Raw genomic sequence first — 22092 nt, forward strand, 5'->3', positions numbered from 1 at the left:
ATGGACGGATGGGCGACGAGGGGTCCGTGCGGGTCGATCTGTGGATCTGGTCCGTGCGGCTGCTGAAGACCCGGTCGATGGCGACGACCGCCTGCCGAGCGGGCCACGTGCGCGTGAACGACGAGCGCGCCAAGCCGTCCACCGCGGTCAAGCCCGGCGACACGGTGCGGCTCCGCCATGACGGGCGGGAGCGGATCGTGGTCGTGCAGAAGATCGTCCGCAAGCGGGTCGGCGCCCCCGCCGCGCAGGAATGCCTGATCGACAAGAGCCCGCCCCCGCCGCCGCGCGAGGCGCTCATCCCGGTCGGCCGCCGCGAGCGCGGCGCGGGCCGCCCGACCAAGCGCGACCGCCGCGAGCTGGAGCGCATCCTGGACCGCTACCGCACGCTGAACAGTCCGCCCGCCGACGACGAGTAGCGGGCCGGCTCACGGCGAGCGGCCGAGGACGGTGCCGTCGGCGGCCAGCGCCTCGGCCGCCGCGTTCTCGGCCCGGGGGAGCGTCACGGCGGTCTCGAAACCGGTCCGTCTCACGATCGCGGCCTGGGTGAGCCGGGCCGCGCCGGTGAGGAAGCGCCACGCCGCCACCTCCGTCGCACCGTTCCAGCTCGCGTGGACCCGCATGCGCCCGGCGTCGAGCGGCCGCGCCACCACGGCCGGACGCGCCTCGGGCCGTCCGGTCCACGGGGAGCGGTACGAGCGGTAGGAGCCGTCGCCCAGGCCCGTGATCTCCAGGACGGGCGTCCCGTCGGCGGCGAACTCGGTCAGCTTCGGGGTGGAGCCCCAGCCGACGACCGCGTTCCCATCGGGCAGGATCTGGACGTTCCCCATGTACTGCCCGTACGTCGTCCCGTCGGCGTACTCGCGCACCAGGGTCGCGCGGCGGGCCGTCTCGTCCACGGCCAGCACGATGCCCCGCGACGGGCCGTCGCCCACGGTGCCGATGTGGTTGTCGAACAGCGTGATCATCCCGTCCGGGCGGCGGCGGGCGTCGTGCTGCCACGCGAACGCGGCGCCCTTCCCGAGCGCGAAGTCGCCGCGCCGGCCGCCGAGCCGCCAGCGGACGGCGCCGGTCCGGCGGTCGATGCGGTAGAGGGCGCAGGTGTTGCGGGCGGACACCAGCAGGGCGTCCCCGTCGTCCTGGACCGAGTTGATGTGGATCGGGTCGAACGCCGCGCCTCCCTTCTCGGGCAGCGCGGTGCGGGTCTCGGTGATGTCGAGGTGGTCGAGGGCGCTCCAGTCGAGCAGGATCCGGCCGGTGGCGACGTCGATCTCCTGGATCCGTCCGTCGAGGACGCGCCCCCTGCGCGGCCCGCCGATCGGCCGCAGGTCGGCGGTGACCTCCGGGTACGCGATGACCAGCGCCGTCCCCCGGTCGGTGAGCGTGAACTCGTGCAGGTCGCCGTGGACGCCGTCGCCGGCACGCACCTCGGCGACGCGCCGGTAGTCCTGGCCGAGGACGACGCCGACGCCCTCCCCGTGCCCGCCCTCCTTCCGGTCGCCCTCCCAGTAGGTCAGCACCGGCCGTCCGTCGTGGCTCTGCACCCGCACGTCGGTGATGAGCCGGTCCGACCGGTGGATCCACACCGGCTCACCGGTGTCGTCGACGATCAGCGCGTCGGCGGCGCCCGTTCCGCGGAAGGGGGCGAGGAACAGCAGGCCCTCCGCCGTCCGGCCGAGGCGCCGCGCGCGCAGGTTCGGCGGCCGGACGCCCGGCAGGGTGAGGTAGCCCTCGTCCCGCGTTCCGGCGTCGCCCGGTGGACGCCGGGCCGCGGCGCCGCTGGCGAGCGCCGCGCCTCCGACCAGGCCCGACAGCAGGAAGCGGCGGCGAGTGAGGCTCATGCGTGCCGGTCTATCCGACGAGTCTCAAAATTCCATGAGCGCCCGCTGAGAGCCACCGGAGATCACCGCCCGTCGGCGAAGCGGCGTTCGGACTCCAGGGCCGCCGCCACGTCCCGCGGGTAGGTGTGCCGTGCCCTGAGCAGCAGCAGCCCGTTGACCAGCAGCGGCACCAGCGCCAGGAGGAACACCTCGTGGAGGCCGCCCGCCGAGCCCCGGCCCGAGTCGAGCAGGCCCGACAGCCAGCCGAACAGCACCGGCGCCGCCGCCTCCGCGGCCATCCGCACGATCGTCCGGATGGCCTCCGCGCGGCCCCACAGCCGGTAGTGGACGACGTCCAGCCGGATCGCGTCCAGCGGCGGGTTCGCGGCGGCGAGCGCGGCGGCGGCGAGCGTGAACAGCGGCAGCGCGATGAGCGCCTCGGTGGTGAACAGGCCGGGCAGGAACAGCAGCGCCGACGCCGCGAACGCCACCCCCGGCACGTTCACGCGGGCGGCGAGCACGCCGCGCCGCACGAGCCCGTCCGCGAGCCGCCCGCCCGCGAGCACGCCCGCCAGCGCCGCCACCCCGATCACCACCAGGAACGCCGACAGCTCGCCCTGGCCGACCGCGTACCGCTCCAGCACGAGGACCAGCGCGAACGTGCGCAGCCCGGCGAAGAAGAAGTAGCCCATCGCGGACGCCACGATGATGATCACGTTGGTCCGGATCCGCAGGACGTGCCGCGCGGCGTCCGGCAGGCTCATCGTCGCGGGGTCGGCGTCGAGGACGGCCTCCCGGTTCGGCTTCACGCCCGCCTGATGCACCTGCCGCTGGGCGAGCTCCTCGCCCCGGCCCGCGGCCTGCTGCGCGCCCCGTCGCGGCTCGGGCAGCATCCGCCACAGCAGCACCGCGAGGACGAAGCCCAGCCCGGCGACGAACCAGAACGCGACCCGCCAGTCGACGAACGCCGCGATGTTCCCGCCCGCGAGCAGCCCGAACCCGGCCCCGACCAGTTCACCGGCGAGGATCCGGCCGTACATCGCGGCCCGCTCCTCGGGCGGGAACAGGTCTCCGACCAGCGACGCGACCGTGGGCCCCGCCGTCGCGGTGACCGCCCCGAGCGCCACCCTGGACGCCAGCAGCCACGCGAAGGACTCGGCCAGCCCGCCGACGACCATCGCGAGGCTCCACAGCACCACGCTGCCCGTGAGCAGGGGGACCCGTGAAACCCGGTCCGTCAGCTGCCCGACCGGCACCGTGGCGACCGCGCCGATCGCCGCCGGCGCGGCGGTCAGGATTCCGACCTGCGTGTTGCCGATGTGCAGCGAATGCCGCAGCTCGTGGACGATCGCGCCGATCACCCCGGTGTCGGCGGCGTTGAGCGCCAGCACGCAGGCCAGCAGCACGATGACACGGGCCCGGCGTCCCCCGCCGTGCCCGCCTCCGGGAGCGGTGTGCGCCCGACTCACGGCCGCGGGGTCCACGCCGGCGTCACGACCGACTACTGCCCGCGCACGGGCCGGGTATGTGCAGGTCGCCGGGGGTCGCCGAAACATGGTCAAACCGGGCAGCATGTGGATCACCATGGTGATACCGGGATCCGCGCGCCGCGCGCTGCGAGCCGCCGCGGCGGTCGTGTCCCTCGCGTTGCTCTCCGGGGCGACGGCCGCGGGCACGCCGTTCCCCAGGGAACCCGCGGTGACGTCACCGGACGGCGCGCTGTCCTTGGCGGTGTCCGCCGAGGGCGGACTCCTCCGCTACTCCGTCGAGAGGGCCGGCGCCATGCTCGTCCGGCCGTCGGCTCTGGGCCTGCGGCTCGTCGGCGGTTCCACACTGGGCGCGGACGTCCGGATCACGGGCATCCGCAGGACGTCCGGCGACCGCACGTGGCGGCCGCCGTGGGGCGGCGACGCCGCCGTCCGCGACCGCTACCGCGAGCTGACCGTCCGGCTCCGGCAGGCGGACGGAAGGATCTTCAACGTCATCGCCCGCGCCTACGACGACGGGGTCGCCTTCCGCTACGAGGTGCCCGCGCAGGCCGGGCTGCGGTCCCTGGAGATCGTGGACGAGGCCACCGAGTTCGCCCTCGCCGGCGACCCGGCGGCCTGGTGGACGCCGCGCGACTTCGACTCCGACGAGAAGGCCTGGCGGGCGTCCGCCTACAGCGCGATGGGGCCCGGCAACACGCCGGTGACGTTCCGGTACGGGACCGGGCCGTACCTGTCGATCCACGAGGCGGACCTCTACGACTACGCCGCGATGACCGTCGTCCCGGAGCCGGGACGGCTGCGCGCCGCGCTCGTGCCGACCCCGGGCAGGACGGCCGCGGTCGTCACCCGGACGGGCCGCGCCACGCCATGGCGGGCGCTGACCGTCACCCCCGACGCGGGCGGGCTCATCGAGTCCCACCTTCTGGAGAACCTCAACCCGCCCTGCGCGATCTGCGGCGCCGACACCTCCTGGATCAAGCCGACCAAGTACGCCGGCATCTGGTGGCTGATCCAGCACCGCAGGGCGACGTGGAAGACCGGCCGGTGGCACGGCGCGACCACCGCCCGCGCCAGGCAGTACATCGACTTCGCCGCCGCGCACGGCATCGGCGGCCTGCTCGCCGAGGGCTGGAACCGCGGCTGGGAGGGCTCCTGGGCCGACCAGGACTTCACCGCCGCCACCCCGGACTTCGACCTCCCCGGGGTCGTCGCCTACGGCAAGAGCAAGGGCGTCGAGTTCATCGCCCACAACGAGACGGGCTCCGGCGTCGACAACTACGAGAGGCAGCTCGACGCCGCGTTCGCGCTCTACGAGCGGCTGGGGATCCACTACCTCAAGACCGGCTACGTCGGGAAGATCCCCGGTCACCACCACTACGACCAGCGCATGGTGAACCACTTCCGCCTCGTCCTCGAAAAGGCCGCTCAGCATCGCATCAACGTCATCTGCCACGAGTGCGTCCATGGGACGGGGGAGACCCGCACCTACCCCAACGCGCTCGCCCGCGAGGCCGTCCGCGGCCAGGAATGGGACGCCTTCAGCGCGGGCAACTCCCCGGAGCACACGCTGATCCTGCCGTTCACCCGCATGCTCTCCGGCCCGATGGACTACACGCCCGGGATCATGAACGTCCGCTGGGACCCGCGGAAGGCGGGCCGCCGCGTCCACACCACGCTCGCCAAGCAGCTCGCCTACTACGTGACCTACTCCTCCGGCGTCCAGATGGCCGCCGACCTCCCCGAGCACTACGCCGGGTCGCCCGGCCTCGCGTTCATCGAGGCCGTGCCGTCCACCTGGGACGAGACGAAGGTGCTGGCGGCCGAGGTCGGCGACCACCTCGTCATCGCCCGCCGGTCCGGCGCCGACTGGTACGTCGGCGCGATGACCGGCGACCGCGCGCGAACCCTGCGCTACCCGCTCTCGTTCCTCGGCGGGGGCACCTGGGTCGCCGAGGCCTACACCGACGCGCGCCGGACGGACTACGCGACGGCACCCGAGGCGCTGGACGTCACCCGGTCGCTCGTCACCCGCGACGGCACCTTCACCGCCGCGCTGGCACGCAGCGGCGGCCAGGCGGTCCGGTTCCGTCCCGCGACGCCGGCCGACCTCCGCCCGCCCGGCGGCTGACCCGGCTCAGGCTCCCTTCGCGCCCGCCGGGGGCGCGGTCAGCGCGTAGATCAGCAGGACGCACATCGCGATCGTCAGCACCGACCAGAGCGGGAACGCCTGCAGGAACGCCAGGTGCCCGATCGCGGCGAGGACGGCGAAGAAGACCCCCGTGGCGCGGGCCCACATCTTCCCGGACAGGATCGCGGCGCCGACGGCCATCTGGATGATCCCCAGGAACAGCCAGAACCAGCCCCACGCGGTGTAGTCGAACACCAGGATCTGGTTGTCGCCGACGAGGTAGTAATCGTCGTTGAACAGGGCCACCAGGCCGTCGATGACATTGAACGCGCCCACCACGAACGCCAGCGTCCCGGCGAACGTCAACCACCCGGACGTCCGGACCTCGCGATGGGTCCCGGCCGTGTCCGAGCCGTGCGCCATCCTCGTCGTCATGAGACCTCCCCTCGTCGGGATCCGATCACGTCGCCATACCGAGAGATCCCCTTTGTCGCACTATGTACAAACCGTGACCGCGTCCCATTTGGTGCCGCCTTGAGGTAACCCTGGCCGCCCTTTGGGCACCCCCGCCCGGCGCCGGGCGATCGACCGAAACCCGATGCCCGCCCGGTCCGTCTCAAGATCGATTCACCACCGCGACGAACCGGAGCCCCCCGATGGACACCGCCGACTACCCGAGCCTGGCAGACGAGATCGCCTCCATGGTGCACGGCTACCCCTACGCCGAGCCGCCCGAGCCGCCCGAGCTGCTCGCGCGGATCGGCGACGAGGCGAGCGCCGACCCGGCGGGCCCGCACGGCCGCGCCATGCTGGCGGCGCTGTGGGCGAGCCGCTGGTTCGTGCACTGGAAGATCAACGACCGCGGACTGGTCACGGCACTGGCCGAGGCGGCCGAGCGCGCCGAGGCGGCTCTCACCGCCGCGGGCTGCCCGGGCGGGCACGAGCATCCCGTTCCCGCCGACGCCTCCGACCCGGAGGGGATGGCCGCCCTGATCGAGATGATCGGCGGCTCGGACGGCCGGGAGGCCGCCGCGTGCCCGGGCCATCTCGCGCCCCTGGCCGCCGACACGGCCGCCACGCTGCGGTCGACCCTCAGCGAACGGTTCGCCGCTCCCGGGACCGAGCACCTCGACGCGCGGTACCTCACCGCCGACGGCCGCACCGCGTTCGACCCCCTGATCGGCGACCTGGAACGGCAGCGGTACAGCCAGGTCGACCTTCAGGCGCAGAACGCGGCGATGTGGTCGGCACGGCGGCTGCTCGCCGGTGCTCCCGAGGCCGAACGGCCCCGCCTGGCGATCGCGGTCTGCCTGCTCGCCAAGCACTGCTACTGGAGCTCCACGGCACCCGGCATCGTCGCGCTCTACCGGGAGGCGCTGGCGACCGTCGACCTCGCGCCGCGCGAGAGGTCCTGCCCGCACGGCGAGGGTCATCGGGGCGTGAAGCTCGCCGCCCCGCCCCGTCCCGAGGCGCCGGACGAGCGCGGCGAACTCTGCCCCCGCCGGGTCGCCGAGCAAGTACACGACATGCTCGACTACACCCGCGACTACCTGGGCGCCTAGACGGGCGTGCCCTTGATCGCCCATGCCGCCGCGGGGAGCGTGAGGGACCCGTCCGGGGCGGAGGGGAGACGTTCCCGCAGGTGCTCGCGCAGCGCGCGCCGCCGCTCCTCGCTCAGGGACGCGACGTATCCGGGAGCCGGGCCCTGGCCCCCCAGGAACGGCTGCCAGTAGTGGTCGAAGTCCGGGAACACGGACGGCACCTCGATGGCCTGGACGGTGACCTTGGTCAGCCCGGCGTCCGTCCAGAGGCGGGTCAGCGGCTCGGGAAGGCAGATCGGGAAGCGGTGGCCCTCGTCCAGGCGGGCCGCCTCGGGAGCCAGGTCCGCGGCGGCGTCCCAGAAGTGGCGCAGCATCGCCATGCCGCCCGCGTAGTCCCAGACGTACGCCGCGACCGCACCACCCGGGTTCACGACCCGGGCGAACTCGGCGACGGCGCGCTCCGGGTCGGGCACGAAGTTGAGCGCCAGCCCGCTCACCACGGCGTCGACGCTCCCATCGGCCAGCGGCAGCGCCTGCGCGTCACCATGGCGGAAGACCGCCCGCTCATCCTCGACCTGCTCCCGCGCGCGGTCGAGGAAGGCCTCGGAGGGATCCACGCCGACGACCTGGAGCGGATCGGCCATCGCCACCACGACGGCCGTCAGCACGCCGGTGCCGCAGCCGACGTCCAGCCACCGCCGGCCCGGCGGGACGCCCAGCCAGGGCACGAACGCCTCGGCGATCAGGCGGCTCCACCGGCCGATGTACCTCTCGTACGCGTCGCCGGCGGACCACACGTCACCGTCCTGTCCCATGATCAGACCGGGTGGGAGAGGTCGGTGACGATGCGGGAGATCTCCCGGAGCGCGTACGACGCGATCTCGCGCTGGGCGGCCTCGGCGTCCTCGCGCGTCTCCTCCAGGTCGCCCAGGACGATGATGTTCTCGTCGTTCAGCGTGGTGGCCGGGGCGGTGTAGTTGAAGCTGCCGGCGATCACCAGCCGCTCGTCGATGACCATCAGCTTGTGGTGCACCTTCCGCACGCCGGTGCCCGGCTTGTTGGCGAACAGCTCCACCCCGGCGGCCTTCAGCGGGCCGGTGGCGGCCCACGCCTGGGCGCCCTGACCACGGTCGAGGACGCCGCGCAGGCGGGACAGTGACGGCGCGAGACGGATCATCGTGTCGTCGATGCCCGAGGACCGGGCGAAGGTGAACATCGCGAAGTCCACACTGCTCGCCGCCTTGAGCATCTGCTTCATGATCTCCATCTCGGGTCCGTGCCGGGGCGCGAACAGCGGCTTGACCCGGACCCGGCCGAGCCGGAACTCCGCGGGCGTCGGCTCCACGCGCTCGTGCAGGGCGCCGAACGTCCCCGAGCGCATCCGGAGGAACTCGGCGAGGTACAGGTCGGCGGCGCGCCGCCCCCGCAGGACCAGCACGTGGTTGAGGTTGTTGCCCGCCTTCCCGCCCCCGCCGCCGCGCGGGTTGGCGCCGGTGTCGGTGAGGGTGAAGTTCGCCGAGCCGGTCAGCACCGCCGCCGTCGGCTCGCCGGCGTCCCGGACGATGAACTTCTGATGGAAGATCGCCGGGTTGAGGTCGGTGACGAGGTCCACGCCCGCGCGCAGCAGCGCGGCGTGGATGAGCCGGTTCTCCTCGTTGGCCCCGGCCGCCGCCCACGGGTCCGCGGCGGGACGCTCCTCCCGCAGGTAGTCGCCTTCCAGGATGATCTGGACGCGCACCCCGGACGCCCGCGCCGCGAGGACGGCCTCCGCGATCGAGCGGGAGTCCAGCTCCTGCACCGCCACCCGCAGCGTGTGCCGGGCGCCCGCGACGAAGTCCCGGATGACGGCGTCCAGGTCGTCGGGCCCGCCGAGCACCGCGGGCCCGGCATGGAACTCGATGCCGCCGACCTGAACCGGCATAACCGCCCCCAAACGACGATCCCCGCAAAACCGGCATACCCACTTTCCCGGGAGCCGCTGCCGTCCGCCCGCGGCCGGGCGCCGTGACATCGTGGACCGCGTCAGGAGGTGGGGACGTGGCCAAGGCGGTCGAGACGGCGTACGCGGTGATCCGCGCCGGGATCGTGTCGGGCGAGTTCGCCCGGGGCGACCGGCTCCGGGAGGCCGAGCTCGCCGAGCGCGTCGGCGTCTCCCGGACGCCGATCCGGGAGGCCCTGCGCCGGCTGGACTCCGAGGGGCTGGTCGACTTCGTCCCGAACCGCGGCGCCCGGGTGACCGCGTGGACCGAGCGGGAGCTGGACGAGCTGTACGAGGCCCGCGCCCTGCTGGAGAGCTACGCGGCGAAGCTCGCGGCGTCCCGCATCAAGCGGGAGCAGCTCGCCCGGCTCCGGGAGCTGGCCGCGGAGATGAAGGCGCTCGCCGCAGGTCCGGCGGCCGACCGGCTCACCGAGCTGAACGGGGAGTTCCACCTCACGATCGCCGCCGCCGGAGGGAACGGGCACATCGAGACGCTGATCCGCGGGTTCATCGACGTGCCGCTCGTCCACCGCACGTTCCGCCGGTACGCGCCGGACCGGCTGCGCGCCAGCATGTTCCACCACGACGAGCTGATCGAGGCGCTGGCCGCCGGCGACGGCGACTGGGCCGAGGCCGTGATGCGCTCCCACATCCTCGCCGCCCGAACCACCGTCCACAGCCTCGGCATGACCGCCGGCTCTGGGAATTAGTCGGACGTCGGTCTGCGGGCGAGGAGGAGGCGGAAGCGGGGGCTGCCGTCCTCGCGCCGGCCGAGCGTGGGCAGAGGAGTCGTCGTCACGGTGAAACCGGCCTCGGTCAGGTCGTCGCGGAGCGCGCGCAGGGGACAGGTCCGGTAGTACATGACGAACGGTGGACGCCACACGGCGTTCCGGATGCGCATGGCCAGGTCGAACCCGAGCAGCGCCCAGTACCAGGCCGACCCGACACGCGGCGGCGCGCCGATCGGGAACGCGAACAGGCCGCCGGGCCGCAGCGCGCGGTACACCCCGGCGAACACCGCGGACCGCTCGGCGGGCAGGAAGTGCCCGAGCGCCCCGAAGGTGACCGCGAGGTCGAAGTCCTCGGCGAAGGGCAGCGCCCGGACGTCGGCGCGCATCCACTCGGCGTCCGGGTGCGCCCGGCGCGCCTGCGCGAGCATCCCGGCGCTGAAGTCGACGCCCGCGATCCGTCCGTGGCACAGCGGTTCGAGGACCTGCATGCCGGCACCCGTCCCACAGCACACGTCCACTCCCTGGCCGAACGGCCCGAACAGGCGCAGCGCGTCGGCGGTGGCGCCGAGGATGCTTTCGGGGGTGCGGAAGGGCGTGCGGTCGAACTTCGGAGCGAGCAGGTCGTAGCCCCTCTCGACCGAGGACAGCGCCTGTACCGTCAGCTCCCGCAGGGAAGGCCCTTGAGTGGAGAACACCGCCCAAGGCTACGTCCCCGGTCGGTCAGGCCACCGTCGAGCAGCCGGTTCCGTGGCGACCGCGTCAGCCGATCGGCGACTGCGATCTCGGATCGGGCACGATGCCGGGAGTGGCCTCGTCGGTGAGGAAACCGCCGGACTGGTGGTGCCAGAGGCTCGCGTACGGGCCCTTGGCCTGGAGGAGTTCCCGGTGGGAGCCGTCCTCAAGGACACGGCCGCGGTCGAGGACGATCAGGCGGTCCATGCGGACGACCGTGCTCAGCCGGTGCGCGACGACCAGTGCGGTGCGGTCGCGCATCAGGCGCCACAGCGCCTCCTGGACGAGAAGCTCGCTCTCGGAGTCCAGGGCGCTGGTCGCCTCGTCCAGCAGCAGGATCGGGGCGTCCCGCAGGATGGCGCGGGCGAGCGCGACGCGCTGCCGCTGGCCGCCGGAGAGCTTGACGCCCCGCTCGCCGACCAGCGTGTCGAACCCGTCCGGGAGGCTCTCGACGAACTCGGTGACGTGCGCCGCCCGCGCGGCCTGGAGGACCTCGGCCTCGGTGGCGCCCGGCCGCGCGAACGCGATGTTGTCGCGCACCGACCGGTGGAACATCGCGGGATCCTGCGGGACGTAGGCGATCAGTTCGCGCAGGTCGCTCTGCCGCAGCCGCACGATGTCCTGGCCGCCGACGAGGATCCTGCCGCCGTCGACGTCCATGAGGCGCAGCAGCAGGCGGGTGAGGGTGGTCTTGCCGCCGCCGGACCGGCCCACCAGGCCGATCTTGGCGCCGCTCGGGATGTCGAGGTCCAGCCGGTCGAACAGGGGCGGGCCGTCGCCGTGGGCGAAGAGCACCCGCTCGAAGCAGACCGACGCGTCGGCCGGGCGCGACGGCTGCGGATCGGGCGGGTCGACGACGGACGGCGGCGTCAGGAGCAGCTCGGTGAACTGCGCGGCCTCGGTGAGCGTGCTCTCCAGCCGCCGGTACACCTGGTTGAACTCGAACATGATCCGCGTCGCGTTGGTGTAGTAGGAGAACGTCACCACGATGGCCTCCACCCCGAGCCCGCCGCGGAGCGCCACCGCGACGAGCAGCCCCAGGGCGCTGGTCAGGACCGACATCGGGGCGACGACCATGTCGACCCGCAGGTTCCCGTAGTCCCAGGACCGCAGCGACAGGCGGTGCTGCTCGGCGGCCCGGCCGCGGAACTCGGCCGCCTCCCGATCCTCGGCGGCGAACGCCCGCACCGTCTCCATGTTGGTCATCACGTCGGCGATGTGGCCGGACACCCGCACCTTGGCCGCCTCGCGCTCGTCCACCAGCGCCTGGCGGCGGCGGATGAGCGGGGAGGCGGCGAAGCCCGTGAGGACGATCAGTCCCAGGAGGACGACGACCAGAAGCGGGTCGTACCGCCACAGGATCACCGAGGCGAACGACAGCGGGATCACGTTCGCCATGACCGAGAACGTGAGGGTGTCGGCGAAGTGTTCGAACCCGCCGGAGAAACTCAGTATCCGTTTCGTCAGTGAACCGGCGAAGTTGTCATGGAAAAAGGCGGCGTCCTTGGCGAACAACTCGTCCATGCCCGCGATGCCGAGCCATTCGATGCCCCGGCCGTTCGTCCGGTTGAGGTAGTGGAGCCCCACGCGCCACAGCGCCTCGCCCACCAGCCCCAGCCCGGCGAATCCGAGGACGAAGGGCAGGAGCGCGGCGAGATCGCTTTTCCCGCCGCCGGCGAGATGTCCCACCAGAGCGGCCACCACCAGCGGCGTCAGGTAGAACAGGCAGGTGTTTCCGAGTGGCGGCAAAAGCAGCGCCGGAAGCGAGATCCGCCACTGCCGGCGCAGCTCCCCGCAGTAAAAGCGCAATGCCAGCAGAACCGCTCTGCGCCGGGTCGAACGCACAGCCACCCACCCCTCTGGACCGCCGCGCTTCCATGCTGCCTCAGGCCATCGAGATCAGGCGAATGCTTTTTCTGCGTCGGGATCGGGGGTGATTTTGGTCGGCAATCTCATGAGCGCTCAGGCGTCCGGGATCAGGTCGAGGGCGACTTCGAGCGCCGCGGCCTGGAGTTCGTTCTCGTCGGAGACCGTGTCGCGCATCGCGAAATGCGCCATGTGCAGGGTAAAGATCGACAGGCGGGCCCGGATCTGGTCTTGCAGGGGCGCCTCCTCCTCCGTCAGGAACTCGGCGAACGACTGCAAGAGCGTGCGCATGTTCGCGCCGCCCTTGAGCTCCCGTACGGCGGGTTCGTTCTGCTGCATGAAGCGGATCATCTCCCGGCCGGGCCCCTGGAAGATCTCGGCGTAGCGCCGCACGAACTCCCGCCGGGCCTCCGGGGTCGGCTCCTGCCCGCGGGACCACTCCAGCAGCTCCGTGGCCTCGGCGTGGAAGTCCTCGAAGAGGCTGGCGACGATGTCCTCTTTGGTCTTGAAGTGGTAGTACAGCGCCGCCTTGGTCACCTCTAGGCGTTCGGCGATCTCGCGGAGCGAGGTCTTCTCGTAGCCCTGTTCGGCGAACAGCTCCAGCGCGACCTTGCGGATCTGCTCGCGGGTGTCGCCTCGACGGCGGGTCATCGCGTCCTCCTTGAACTTACTTGACGCCCGGCTAGTTCTCAGCTTACCGTACGGCAGGTAAGCAAACTAGCCGGACGGCAGGTAAGTGAGGACGCGATGAGTACGACACCCGTGGAGAGCCCGGCGGCGGCGCCCTCCCAGAGCAGACGACAGATCTACATCGTGATGAGCGGCCTGATGATCGGGATGCTGCTCGCCATGCTGGACAACATGGTGGTCGGCACCGCGATGCCCACCATCGTCGGCGAGCTGGGCGGCCTGGCGCACCTGTCGTGGGTGGTCACCGCCTACACGCTGGCCACCGCCGCGGCGACACCGATCTGGGGCAAGCTCGGTGACATCTACGGCCGCAAGGGCATGTTCATGGCCGCGGTGGTGCTGTTCCTGATCGGGTCGGCACTGGCCGGCATGGCGCACAGCATGACGCAACTGATCGCCTTCCGCGGGGTCCAGGGGTTGGGCGCGGGCGGTCTGATGGTCGGTGCGATGGCCATCATCGGCGACCTGGTCCCGCCGCGAGAGCGCGGCCGCTACCAGGGGCTGATGGCCGCGGTCATGCCGCTGGCCTTCATCGGGGGCCCGCTGCTCGGCGGCCTGGTCACCGACCACCTCAGCTGGCGGTGGGCCTTCTACATCAACCTGCCGCTCGGCGCCCTCGCCTTGGTCGTCACAGGGCTGACCATGCACCTGCCCAAGCGTCCCCGCGGCACGTCCCGCATCGACTACATCGGCGCGGTCCTGCTGACCACCGGCATCGTCTGCCTCTCGCTGATGACCAGCTGGGGCGGAACCGAGTACGCCTGGTCCTCCGCCACCGTCATCGGCCTGGGCGCCGGCGCCGCCGTCTCGCTGACCCTGTTCGTGCTGTGGGAGCTGCGCACCGACTCGCCGATCCTGCCGATGAACCTGTTCCGCAGCCGCAACTTCACGCTGGCCTCGGTGCTGGGCTTCCTGGTCGGCTTCGCGATGTTCGGCGCGGTGACCTTCCTGCCGCAGTTCCAGCAGCTCGTGCAGGGAGCCTCGGCCACCAACAGCGGCCTGCTCCTGCTGCCGCTGATGATGGGCATGCTGGTCACCACCATGGTCGTCGGCCAGCTGGTGACCCGTACCGGGCGCTACCGCGTCTACCCCATCCTGGGCGGGGTGGCCATGACCGCGGGCATGCTGCTGCTGGCCCAGCTCACCGTCGGCTCCACGCGTCTCACCACCGGCCTGTTCATGCTCGTGCTCGGCGCCGGGCTGGGCTTCCTGATGCAGAACACGATGCTCATCACCCAGAACAGCGTCGAGATGAAGGACATGGGCGCCGCCAGCGGCGCGGCCACCCTGTTCCGCACGATCGGCGGCTCGCTCGGCGTGTCGATCCTCGGCGCGGTCTACAGCGACCGTCTGACCAGCGGGCTGACCGACCGCCTGGGCGAGCAGGCCGGACGGTCGCTCTCCGGCAGCGGCGGCCAGCTGACCCCGGCCCTGCTCAAGCAGATGCCGGCCGACGTCCGTGACGCGGTGGAGCAGGCGGTCGCCTCGGGCGTCCACAACGTCTTCCTCTGGGCGTCCGCGTTCACCCTGCTGGCCATCGTCGCCGCCTGGTTCATCCGCGAGACCCCGCTGCGCGGCGCCCCGGGCGACCAGCCCGCCCCCAAGGACCGCGAGATCGCCGAACCCGCGGCCGTCTGACCGACGACCACCCTTCAGGGGCCGCCCTCACAGAGGGCGGCCCCTCACCGTTCGAGCACGATGCCGCCTTCCAAGCGGGAAGCCCGGTCACACGAGCAGATAGTGCGAGGAAGAGAGAGGCGACGCTCGGATCGACCCGCGTCCCATGCCCGTCCAGCCGCGTCTTGACAGCTGCGTCTCTGTCCGACAAACACCTTGTATACTGATCATATAATGATCGAGGATGGGTAGGACTTTATCGTGGCTGGTCAACGGTACTCCGGGACGCGGGTCATCGGCCAGAAGGTGCTCCGCCCCAGGGAGCAGGTCGAGGAGCGCATCCGGATGACCATCCTGTCCGGGGAGCTCAAGAGCGGCGACATGCTGCCGCCCGAAGCCGAGCTGGCCCGGCAGTTCAACGTCAGCAGGACGACCCTACGGGAGGCGCTGAGGTCGCTGACCACGCAAGGGCTGATCTACAAGATCCCCGGATCTCGCGGCGGGAACTTCGTCCAGTCGGTGGATCACCACTCGCTCGGCACGGTGGTCATCGACTCGGTGCACAACCTGCTCAAGCTCGGCAGCATCGAGTTCGCCGAGGTCGCCGAGGTGCGGCAGTACCTCGAAGTCCCGTCCGTCCGGCTCGCGGCGGTCCACCGCACGGAGGAGGATCTCGAGCGCCTCCGGGACATCGTGCGACGCCAGAAGTCGGCGTCGGTGGACTCTCCGGACGTCCCCAAGCTCGATGAGCAGTTCCACTCGCTGATCGCCCACGCCTCGGGGAACCGCGTGCTCTCCTCCTTCGTCGCGGCCCTCCATCACGAGACCGAGCCTGTCCACTACCTCGATCTCTCTCCCGAAGTCGGCCGGACGACGGTGCGCCAGCACAGCGCCATCGTGGAGGCCGTCGCGGCGAAGGACCCGGACGCGGCGGAGGCCGCCATCGTCGAGCATCTGACCTACCTGCGCGGGCATCTGGCCACCCATGTGAGCGACTGACACGTCCGTCCGCACCGAGGCCGTCACGGGTACACCGTGGCGGCTTCTTCTCTGTCGCGTAAAAGTTGGACCTTGTACAGACAGGTAAAATGACCTACGGTTCCGGGTTACCAGCCACAACGCGCATGGGACAACCTCAGGAGGGCGTCGGCATGGTCACTCCAGCCCCGTCGTTCGGCGTGCCGGTCTGGAAGGTCGCGTTCGCGAGCTTCATCGGCACCTGCATCGAGTTCTTCGACATGTACATCTTCGGAACGGCCTCGGCCCTGGTCTTCAGCAAGCTCTTCTTCCCCTCGCTGGACCCGCTGGCCGGCACCCTGGCCGCGTTCGCCACCTTCGGGGTCGGTTTCGCCGCGCGCCCTCTGGGCGGGGTGATCTTCGGTCACTTCGGTGATCGATTCGGGCGCAAGAGCATGCTGGTCCTGAGCCTGGCCATCATGGGGTCGGGGACGGCGGTGGTCGGCCTGCTGCCGACGTACCAGCAGATCGGCATCTGGGCGGCGGTGCTCCTGGTGCTGGCCCGCCTGATGCAGGGAGTGGCGATCGGCGGCGAGTGGAGTGGCGCGGTCCTGATGGCGGCCGAGCACGCGCCGGCCCGCAAGCGGGCGTTCTACGCCAGCTGGCCGCTGTGCGGCGTTCCGGTCGGCCTGGTCCTGGCCACGGGGTCCTTCTACCTCATCGGGCTGCTTCCGGAGAGCGCGATGATGAGCTGGGGCTGGCGCCTCCCCTTCCTCGCCAGCGCGGTCCTGCTCGTGGTGGGCCTGTACATCCGGGTCCAGATCACCGAGTCGCCCGCGTTCCAGGCCGTGCGCGACCGCGGCAGGGAGGCGCGGTTCCCCGCGAGCGAAGTGGTGCGCCGGAACGGCAAGGCCGTGGTCATCGGTGTGCTCGCGATGGCGGCCAACAGCATCCCCTTCTACATGCCCACCGTGTTCGCGCTGCGCTACGGCGTGGAGGAGGGCGGTGCGAGCAAGGGGACGATCCTGCTGGCGGTCTGCATCGCCGCGGTGATCCAGGTCTTCACCATCCCGTTCGCCGCGGCCCTGGCCGACCGGTTCGGACGCCGGCCGGTGCTGCTCGCCGGGAGCCTGCTGGCGGTTCTCGAGGCGTTCCCGTTCTTCTGGCTGCTCAACACCGGTAACACGCTCGCGATCATCGTGGCGATGGTGATCGCCATCCCGGTCGTGCACACGCTGACGTACGCGCCGATCGCCAGCTTCCTGTCCGAACTGTTCGAGACCCGGCTGCGCTACAGCGGATCCGCGATCAGCTACCAGGTCGGCAGCATGATGTGGAGCGGGCCGGTGCCGTTCGTCTCGGCGGCGCTGTTCGCCTGGGCGGGGGACGCCTGGCCGCTGTCGCTGTACATGCTCATCCCCTCCCTCCTGTCGTTCGTGGCGATCTACTCGGCCCGGGAGACCTACCGGGACGACATCGTCAACGACTCCCGCCTGGGAGGCAGGGCCGGCGCCGTTCGCGCTCCCGCGAAGGGTCTCTGATGCGCGGAAATGTCGGACATTATAAGGTGTGTTCATGAAAGTCCCTCAGCAGCCGGAACCGGCGGGCGGACCGCTGCGCGGTCTCCGGGTCGTGGACATGACGACCTCGTACGCCGGCCCCACGGCCTCGATGTACCTGGCGGACCTGGGCGCGGACGTGATCAAGATCGAGCGCCCGGGAACCGGCGACGACGCGCGCTCGTGGGGCCCGCCCTTCGTCGGAGCGGACTCCGCCTGGTTCGCGTCGGCCAACCGCAACAAGCGGTCGGTGGTCGTGAATCTGCGCGTCCCCGAAGGGCTGGCCACACTGCGCACGCTCATCGGCCAGGCCGACGTGTTCATGGAGAACTTCAATCCCAGCAAGCTGGAGGCCCTACGGATCGACCACGAGCGGCTGCGGGCGGACTTCCCCCGGCTGATCTACTGCGCCATGTCGGGGTACGGGCTGGACGGACCGGACCGCACCCTGCCCGGTTACGATCTCGCCGCGCAGGCCCGCTCCGGGCTGATGTCGGTGACCGGCGCCAAGGGCGGTCCTCCGCAGCGCGTGTCCACCGCGCTCTCCGACATCGTGACCGGGATGTGCGCCGCGCTGGCGATCAACGCGGCGGTGGTGCGGCAGCGTTCGGAGGGCGTCGGCGACCTGATCGACGTGTCGCTGCTCGACTCCACCCTCGCGGTGATGGCGCCCCGGGTCGCCGCCCATCTCGCGGGTGAGCCGGAACCCTCCCCGAGCGGAGGCACCGACTCGGTGCTGGCGGTGTACCAGTCGTTCCCGACCGCCGACCGCGACCTCGTGATCGCCATCGGCAACGACGCGATGTGGCGGCGGTTCTGCGTCGCGATCGGCCTGCCCGAACTCGCCGAGCGCGCCGACCTGGCCGACAACGCGGGCCGGCGCGCCCATCGCGAGCAGCTGATCGACCTGGTGACCGGACGGACGACCGAGCGCACCGCGGCCGAATGGCAGCGCGTGCTCGGGGACGCGGGCATCCCCTGCTCCCTGGTGCAGCGGGTGTCGGAGGTGGTCACCGACCGGCAGGTCGTGGCCCGCGGGTCCCTGCTGCCGGTCCCCGGCACGGCGGGGGCCGGCACGGTGCACAGCCCCTTCCGGCTGGCGTCGATGCCGCGGCCCCGGAACGCGCGGTACCCCGAGCTCGGCGCCCACACGGCCGAGGTCCTCGCCGAGCACGGCTTCGGCCCCGCCGACATCGCCCGGCTCGCCGGATGCGGGGCCATCGAGGTCGGGGGCGCGCGGGACGAGGCGGTGCGATGAGCGGGGAGTCCGTCGTGGTGGAACGCGACGACACGGTGGCCACGGTCCGGATCGACCGCCCGGAGGTGCACAACGCGCTGAACGCCGAGACCCTGCGGCGCCTCGGGGACGAGATCGCCGCACTGGCCGCGTCCGGAACCACGCACGCCATCGTCCTCACCGGAACCGGGGAGAAGGCGTTCAGTGCGGGCGCCGACCTCGCGGACCTGGCGGGGCTGAGCGCCGAGGAGGCGGCCCCGGTGATGCGGGCCGGGCAGGCGGTCCTGCGCGGCATCGAGCGGTGCCCGGTGCCGGTGATCGCCGCGGTGAACGGGCTCGCCCTCGGCGGCGGGTTCGAGCTCGTCCTCGCCTGCTCGTTCGCGCTCGCCTCGGCCGGTGCGGCGTTCGGACTGCCGGAGGCGGGTCTCGGGCTGATCCCCGGCTACGGCGGGACCCAGCGCCTCGCCCGCGTGGCGGGGCCCGCCGTGGCCCGGCACGTCATGCTCACCGGGTACCGGATCGACGCCGAGCGCGCCCACCAGCTCGGCATCACGGTCCTGCCGCCGGTCGAACGCGAGGCGCTGCTGCCGCTCGCGCTGGACACCGCGCGCCGGGTCGCCTCCCGGGGCCCGGCCGCCCGCAGGGCGATCATCGACGCCGTCGACACGGGGATGGACACCCCGCTGGACGCCGGCCTCGCCTTCGAGACCCGCCTGGCCGCCCTCGCCATCGGCGGGAGCGAGGCGGCCGAGGGGGTGGCGGCGTTCCGGGAGAAACGGCCGCCGTCCTTCGGCCGGGCACGGCCCGGAAACGAAGGCGGTGCGCCATGAGTCCCGCGGTTCTCACGCTCGACCTGGACGACGACCCCGCGGCGTACCTCGCTTTCCACCGCGCTCTCGACGAGTCGGCGGCGGACGCGCTCCTGGACGCGCGGGAGCTCTCCGTCCGCGCGGCGGTACGGGAGGTGGTGGCCCGGGACGTCGCCCCCCGGGCCGCCGCCGCGGACCGGGATCACGCGTTCGTGCACGAGAGCTACCAGGCCCTCGCCGAAGCGGGCCTGGCCGGCCTGCTCTTCCCGAAGGAACTGTCGGGAACCGGGGACGGCAACGTCGCCTACGCCGCGGCCGTGGAAGAGATCGCCGCCGGATGCGCGGCCACCAGCCTGGTCTACATGACGCAGATGCACGCGGCGTACCCGATCATGATGGCCGGGACGGAGGACCTGGCCGAGCGCTACATTCCCGGACTGCTGAGCGGGCGGGCCTACGGTGCGCTCGCCATCACCGAGCCGGACGCGGGCAGCGACGTGGCGAGCCTGCGGACCGCCGCCGTCCCGCACGACGGCGGGTACCGGCTGTCCGGCGGCAAGACGTTCATCACCACCGGCGACCGGGCCGACGTGATCATCTGTTTCGCCACGGTCGACCGGTCGCGCGGGCGGGACGGCATCACCGCGTTCGTTCTCGACGGCCGGTGGCCCGGACTGTCCCGGGGCGGCCCGCTGGACAAGCTCGGCATGCACGGGTCGACCACCGCCGAGCTGTTCTTCGACCAGGTCGAGGTGCCCGCCGATCATCTGCTGGGTGAGCCCGGCGGGGGCTGGCGCATCGTGATGAACTCGGTCACCAAGTCGCGCATCAGCGCGGCGGCGCAGGGCGTGGGACTCGCCCGCGCCGCGTACGCACGGACGCTGCGCGCCCTCACCGCGCTGCACGGCCCCCGCCCGCCCGCCGAGGCCGCGTCCGCCCTCGCCGCGTTGCGCGGCCGGATCCTGCAGGGGCGGCTCCTGCTCTACAGCGTGGCGCGCCAGGTGGACGCCGCGGCGGCTCCACCGGCCGGGCAGATCGGAATCATGAAGCAGTCCTGCACCGATCTCGGCTGGCAGGCCGCCCGCGAGGCGATGCGCATCCTCGGCCCCTACGGCGACCTCGCCGAACTCGGGGTCGAGCGCTGCCTCCGGGACGCGAAGGTGACCCAGATCTACGACGGCACGAACGAGATTCAGCGGCTGCTGATCGCCCGCGACACCGCGCGGGCAGTTGAGGAGCGGACATGACCATGACCACGGCGCGGGAACGGCCGCTGGACGGCCGGGTCGCCATCGTCACCGGGGCGGGGCGCGGCCTCGGACGGGCGATGGCCACGGCACTGGCCGATGCCGGGGCCACGGTCTGCGTGGCCGCGCGGTCCGGCGACGAGCTGGACGCGTTCGTCCAGGAGCAGAAGGAACTCGGGCGGCAGGCCCTGGCATGCCCCACGGACGTCACCGACGCCGAGGCGGTGGACCACCTCGTCGACACCACGGTGGAGACCTTCGGCCGGCTGGACGTCCTGGTGAACAACTCGGGCATCGTCGCCACCACGCCCCTCCTGGAGCAGGAGCCGGACGAGTGGGACCGGATCATCGCGACGAACCTGCGCGGCGTGTACCTCGCCACCCGGGCGGCCGGCCGGTACATGGTCCCGGCGAGGTTCGGCAAGGTCGTGAACATCGCGTCCAACCACGCGCTGATCGGCGTCGCCGGCTTCGCGGCCTACGCGGCGTCCAAGGGCGGCGTCATCGCGTTCACCAAGACGATGGCGATCGAGTGGGCCCGGTACGGGATCAGCGTCAACGCCCTCGCCCCGGGCTACTTCGCGAGCCCCATGAACGCCGAGCTGCGCGCCGACCCGGACCAGGCGGCGCGGGTGTACAAGGCGATTCCGGCCCGCCGGTTCGGCGAGCCCGGCGAGCTCGCGCCGTGGCTGCTGCTGCTCGCGGGCGACGCTTCGAACTTCATGACCGGAGAGACGATCGTCATCGACGGCGGTCAGATCGTCCGATGACTACGCCACACCTCGGACAGGAGGGCACGACGTGACAACGCAGGGACGCACCGTGGCAGTGCTGGGGGCGGGGACCATGGGGTCCGGGATCGCCACCGTCGCCGTACGGGCGGGCCACCGGACGATCATTCACGACCGCGACGAGGGCAACCTGGAACGGGGCGTGGGAGCGGTCCGCGGATTCCTCGACAAGAGCGTGCGGCTCGGCAAGATGGCCGAGGAGCGGGCCAGGGAGGCGGCCGCCCGGATCGAGGGCACGACCGACCTGAAGACCATCGCCGCGGCGGACGTGGTGATCGAGGCGATCTACGAGGACCTCGGCGCGAAGCGGGAGCTGTTCGGGGAGCTCGACGGGATCGTCGGGGAGCGCACCCTGTTCCACACCAACACCTCGACCTTGTCGGTGACCGCGATCGCGTCCGGATCGAGGCGTCCGGAACGGGTCGTCGGCACCCACTACTGCAACCCGGCGCCGCTGATGAAGCTCGTGGAGGTCGCCGACGGACGGCACACCGCCGGCTGGGCGCACGAGGCCACCGTCGAGTTCCTGGCCGGCCTCGGGAAGACCACCGTCGTCACCAAGGACCGGCCGGGGTTCATCGTCAACCGCTTCCTCATCCCCTGGGAGAACAGCTGCATCAGCGCGCTGGAGTCGGGCCTCGGCACCAGGGAGTCCATCGACGCGGCGGTGACCGGTGCGCTGGGCCACCCGATGGGGCCGTTCCGGCTGCTCGACGTGGTCGGGCTGGACATCCACCAGCAGGTCGCCACGAGGCTGTACGAGCAGTTGCGCGATCCGCGTTTCTTCCCGCCGCCCATGGTGGACCGGATGGTCGCCGCCGGCGATCTCGGACGCAAGACCGGGCGCGGCTTCTACACCTATGACGACAACCGGCTTTTCGGCTCCTGAGCGGGGAGATTGC

General features: G+C 71.9%; 20 protein-coding genes. 12 read left to right on the forward strand and 8 right to left on the reverse strand.

Annotated features, from left to right (window positions below; all coding sequences use genetic code 11):
- The first annotated feature begins 8 nt into the window (after window positions 1–8).
- A complete protein-coding gene (locus ABGB11_RS18400) occupies window positions 9–416 on the forward strand; it encodes an RNA-binding S4 domain-containing protein (RefSeq protein ID WP_347634284.1) in 408 nt (135 codons plus the stop codon).
- A 9-nt stretch (window positions 417–425) separates the two neighbouring features.
- On the opposite strand, the gene ABGB11_RS18405 is transcribed toward ABGB11_RS18400, so the two are convergent.
- Entirely contained in the window at window positions 426–1838 is a 1413-nt protein-coding gene (locus tag ABGB11_RS18405; protein WP_347634287.1) for an arylsulfotransferase family protein, read from the reverse strand.
- 62 nt (window positions 1839–1900) lie between these two features.
- Window positions 1901–3286 carry an MFS transporter gene (locus ABGB11_RS18410; protein ID WP_347634289.1) on the reverse strand — a complete coding sequence of 462 codons (1386 nt, stop codon included), beginning with the start codon at window positions 3284–3286 and terminating at the stop codon, window positions 1901–1903.
- A gap of 115 nt (window positions 3287–3401) precedes the next feature.
- Here ABGB11_RS18410 and ABGB11_RS18415 point away from each other — a divergent pair, with 115 nt between their 5' ends.
- Entirely contained in the window at window positions 3402–5435 is a 2034-nt protein-coding gene (locus ABGB11_RS18415) for a glycoside hydrolase family 97 protein (protein ID WP_347634291.1), read from the forward strand.
- Window positions 5436–5441: 6 nt separating this feature from the next.
- Here ABGB11_RS18415 and ABGB11_RS18420 read toward each other — a convergent pair whose 3' ends face one another.
- Entirely contained in the window at window positions 5442–5870 is a 429-nt protein-coding gene (locus ABGB11_RS18420) for a hypothetical protein (protein WP_347634293.1), read from the reverse strand.
- 221 nt (window positions 5871–6091) lie between these two features.
- Between ABGB11_RS18420 and ABGB11_RS18425 the strand changes: the two genes are divergently transcribed.
- A complete protein-coding gene (locus ABGB11_RS18425; RefSeq protein WP_347634295.1) occupies window positions 6092–6997 on the forward strand; it encodes a hypothetical protein in 906 nt (301 codons plus the stop codon).
- Here the strand turns inward: ABGB11_RS18425 and ABGB11_RS18430 are convergent.
- Together ABGB11_RS18430 and ABGB11_RS18435 are read right to left on the reverse strand one after the other, a co-directional pair.
- On the reverse strand, window positions 6994–7791 hold the full coding sequence (locus tag ABGB11_RS18430; protein WP_347634297.1) for a class I SAM-dependent methyltransferase: 798 nt from the start codon (window positions 7789–7791) through the stop codon (window positions 6994–6996). The genes ABGB11_RS18425 and ABGB11_RS18430 overlap by 4 nt on opposite strands.
- Window positions 7792–7793: 2 nt before the next feature.
- The gene (locus ABGB11_RS18435) at window positions 7794–8897 is read right to left on the reverse strand and encodes a phospholipase D-like domain-containing protein (protein WP_347634299.1); all 1104 of its coding nucleotides are present in this window, start codon (window positions 8895–8897) and stop codon (window positions 7794–7796) included.
- A 116-nt stretch (window positions 8898–9013) separates the two neighbouring features.
- On the opposite strand from ABGB11_RS18435, the gene ABGB11_RS18440 reads away from it, so the two are divergent.
- Entirely contained in the window at window positions 9014–9664 is a 651-nt protein-coding gene (locus ABGB11_RS18440; RefSeq protein ID WP_347634301.1) for a GntR family transcriptional regulator, read from the forward strand.
- On the opposite strand, the gene ABGB11_RS18445 is transcribed toward ABGB11_RS18440, so the two are convergent.
- The 3 genes from ABGB11_RS18445 to ABGB11_RS18455 all read right to left on the reverse strand — a co-directional run bounded on the left by ABGB11_RS18445 (window position 9661) and on the right by ABGB11_RS18455 (window position 12934).
- On the reverse strand, window positions 9661–10380 hold the full coding sequence (locus tag ABGB11_RS18445; RefSeq protein ID WP_347634303.1) for a class I SAM-dependent methyltransferase: 720 nt from the start codon (window positions 10378–10380) through the stop codon (window positions 9661–9663). The two genes, ABGB11_RS18440 and ABGB11_RS18445, sit on opposite strands and share 4 nt — an antisense overlap.
- Before the next feature lie 64 nt (window positions 10381–10444).
- On the reverse strand, window positions 10445–12262 hold the full coding sequence (locus ABGB11_RS18450) for an ABC transporter ATP-binding protein (protein ID WP_347634306.1): 1818 nt from the start codon (window positions 12260–12262) through the stop codon (window positions 10445–10447).
- 117 nt (window positions 12263–12379) lie between these two features.
- Window positions 12380–12934 carry a helix-turn-helix domain-containing protein gene (locus tag ABGB11_RS18455; RefSeq protein WP_347634308.1) on the reverse strand — a complete coding sequence of 185 codons (555 nt, stop codon included), beginning with the start codon at window positions 12932–12934 and terminating at the stop codon, window positions 12380–12382.
- A gap of 96 nt (window positions 12935–13030) precedes the next feature.
- Between ABGB11_RS18455 and ABGB11_RS18460 the strand changes: the two genes are divergently transcribed.
- The 8 genes from ABGB11_RS18460 to ABGB11_RS18495 all read left to right on the forward strand — a co-directional run bounded on the left by ABGB11_RS18460 (window position 13031) and on the right by ABGB11_RS18495 (window position 22079).
- Window positions 13031–14611 carry an MDR family MFS transporter gene (locus tag ABGB11_RS18460; RefSeq protein WP_347634310.1) on the forward strand — a complete coding sequence of 527 codons (1581 nt, stop codon included), beginning with the start codon at window positions 13031–13033 and terminating at the stop codon, window positions 14609–14611.
- A gap of 240 nt (window positions 14612–14851) precedes the next feature.
- Window positions 14852–15589, forward strand: a complete 738-nt coding sequence (locus ABGB11_RS18465) for a FadR/GntR family transcriptional regulator (RefSeq protein ID WP_347634312.1) — start codon at window positions 14852–14854, stop codon at window positions 15587–15589.
- A gap of 152 nt (window positions 15590–15741) precedes the next feature.
- The gene (locus ABGB11_RS18470) at window positions 15742–17088 is read left to right on the forward strand and encodes an MFS transporter (protein WP_347634314.1); all 1347 of its coding nucleotides are present in this window, start codon (window positions 15742–15744) and stop codon (window positions 17086–17088) included.
- A 34-nt stretch (window positions 17089–17122) separates the two neighbouring features.
- The gene (locus ABGB11_RS18475) at window positions 17123–18364 is read left to right on the forward strand and encodes a CoA transferase (protein WP_347634316.1); all 1242 of its coding nucleotides are present in this window, start codon (window positions 17123–17125) and stop codon (window positions 18362–18364) included.
- Window positions 18361–19173, forward strand: a complete 813-nt coding sequence (locus ABGB11_RS18480) for an enoyl-CoA hydratase-related protein (RefSeq protein WP_347634318.1) — start codon at window positions 18361–18363, stop codon at window positions 19171–19173. The genes ABGB11_RS18475 and ABGB11_RS18480 overlap by 4 nt, the downstream gene beginning before the upstream one ends.
- Entirely contained in the window at window positions 19170–20399 is a 1230-nt protein-coding gene (locus ABGB11_RS18485) for an acyl-CoA dehydrogenase family protein (protein ID WP_347634320.1), read from the forward strand. Before ABGB11_RS18480 ends, ABGB11_RS18485 begins: the two co-directional genes overlap by 4 nt.
- Window positions 20396–21169, forward strand: a complete 774-nt coding sequence (locus ABGB11_RS18490; protein ID WP_347634322.1) for a 3-oxoacyl-ACP reductase family protein — start codon at window positions 20396–20398, stop codon at window positions 21167–21169. Before ABGB11_RS18485 ends, ABGB11_RS18490 begins: the two co-directional genes overlap by 4 nt.
- 31 nt (window positions 21170–21200) lie before the next feature.
- Entirely contained in the window at window positions 21201–22079 is an 879-nt protein-coding gene (locus tag ABGB11_RS18495) for a 3-hydroxyacyl-CoA dehydrogenase family protein (RefSeq protein WP_347634324.1), read from the forward strand.
- The last annotated feature ends 13 nt before the right edge of the window (window positions 22080–22092 follow it).

The sequence above is a fragment of the Actinomadura sp. B10D3 genome (genome assembly GCF_039871695.1).
GTDB lineage: Bacteria > Actinomycetota > Actinomycetes > Streptosporangiales > Streptosporangiaceae > Spirillospora > Spirillospora madurae.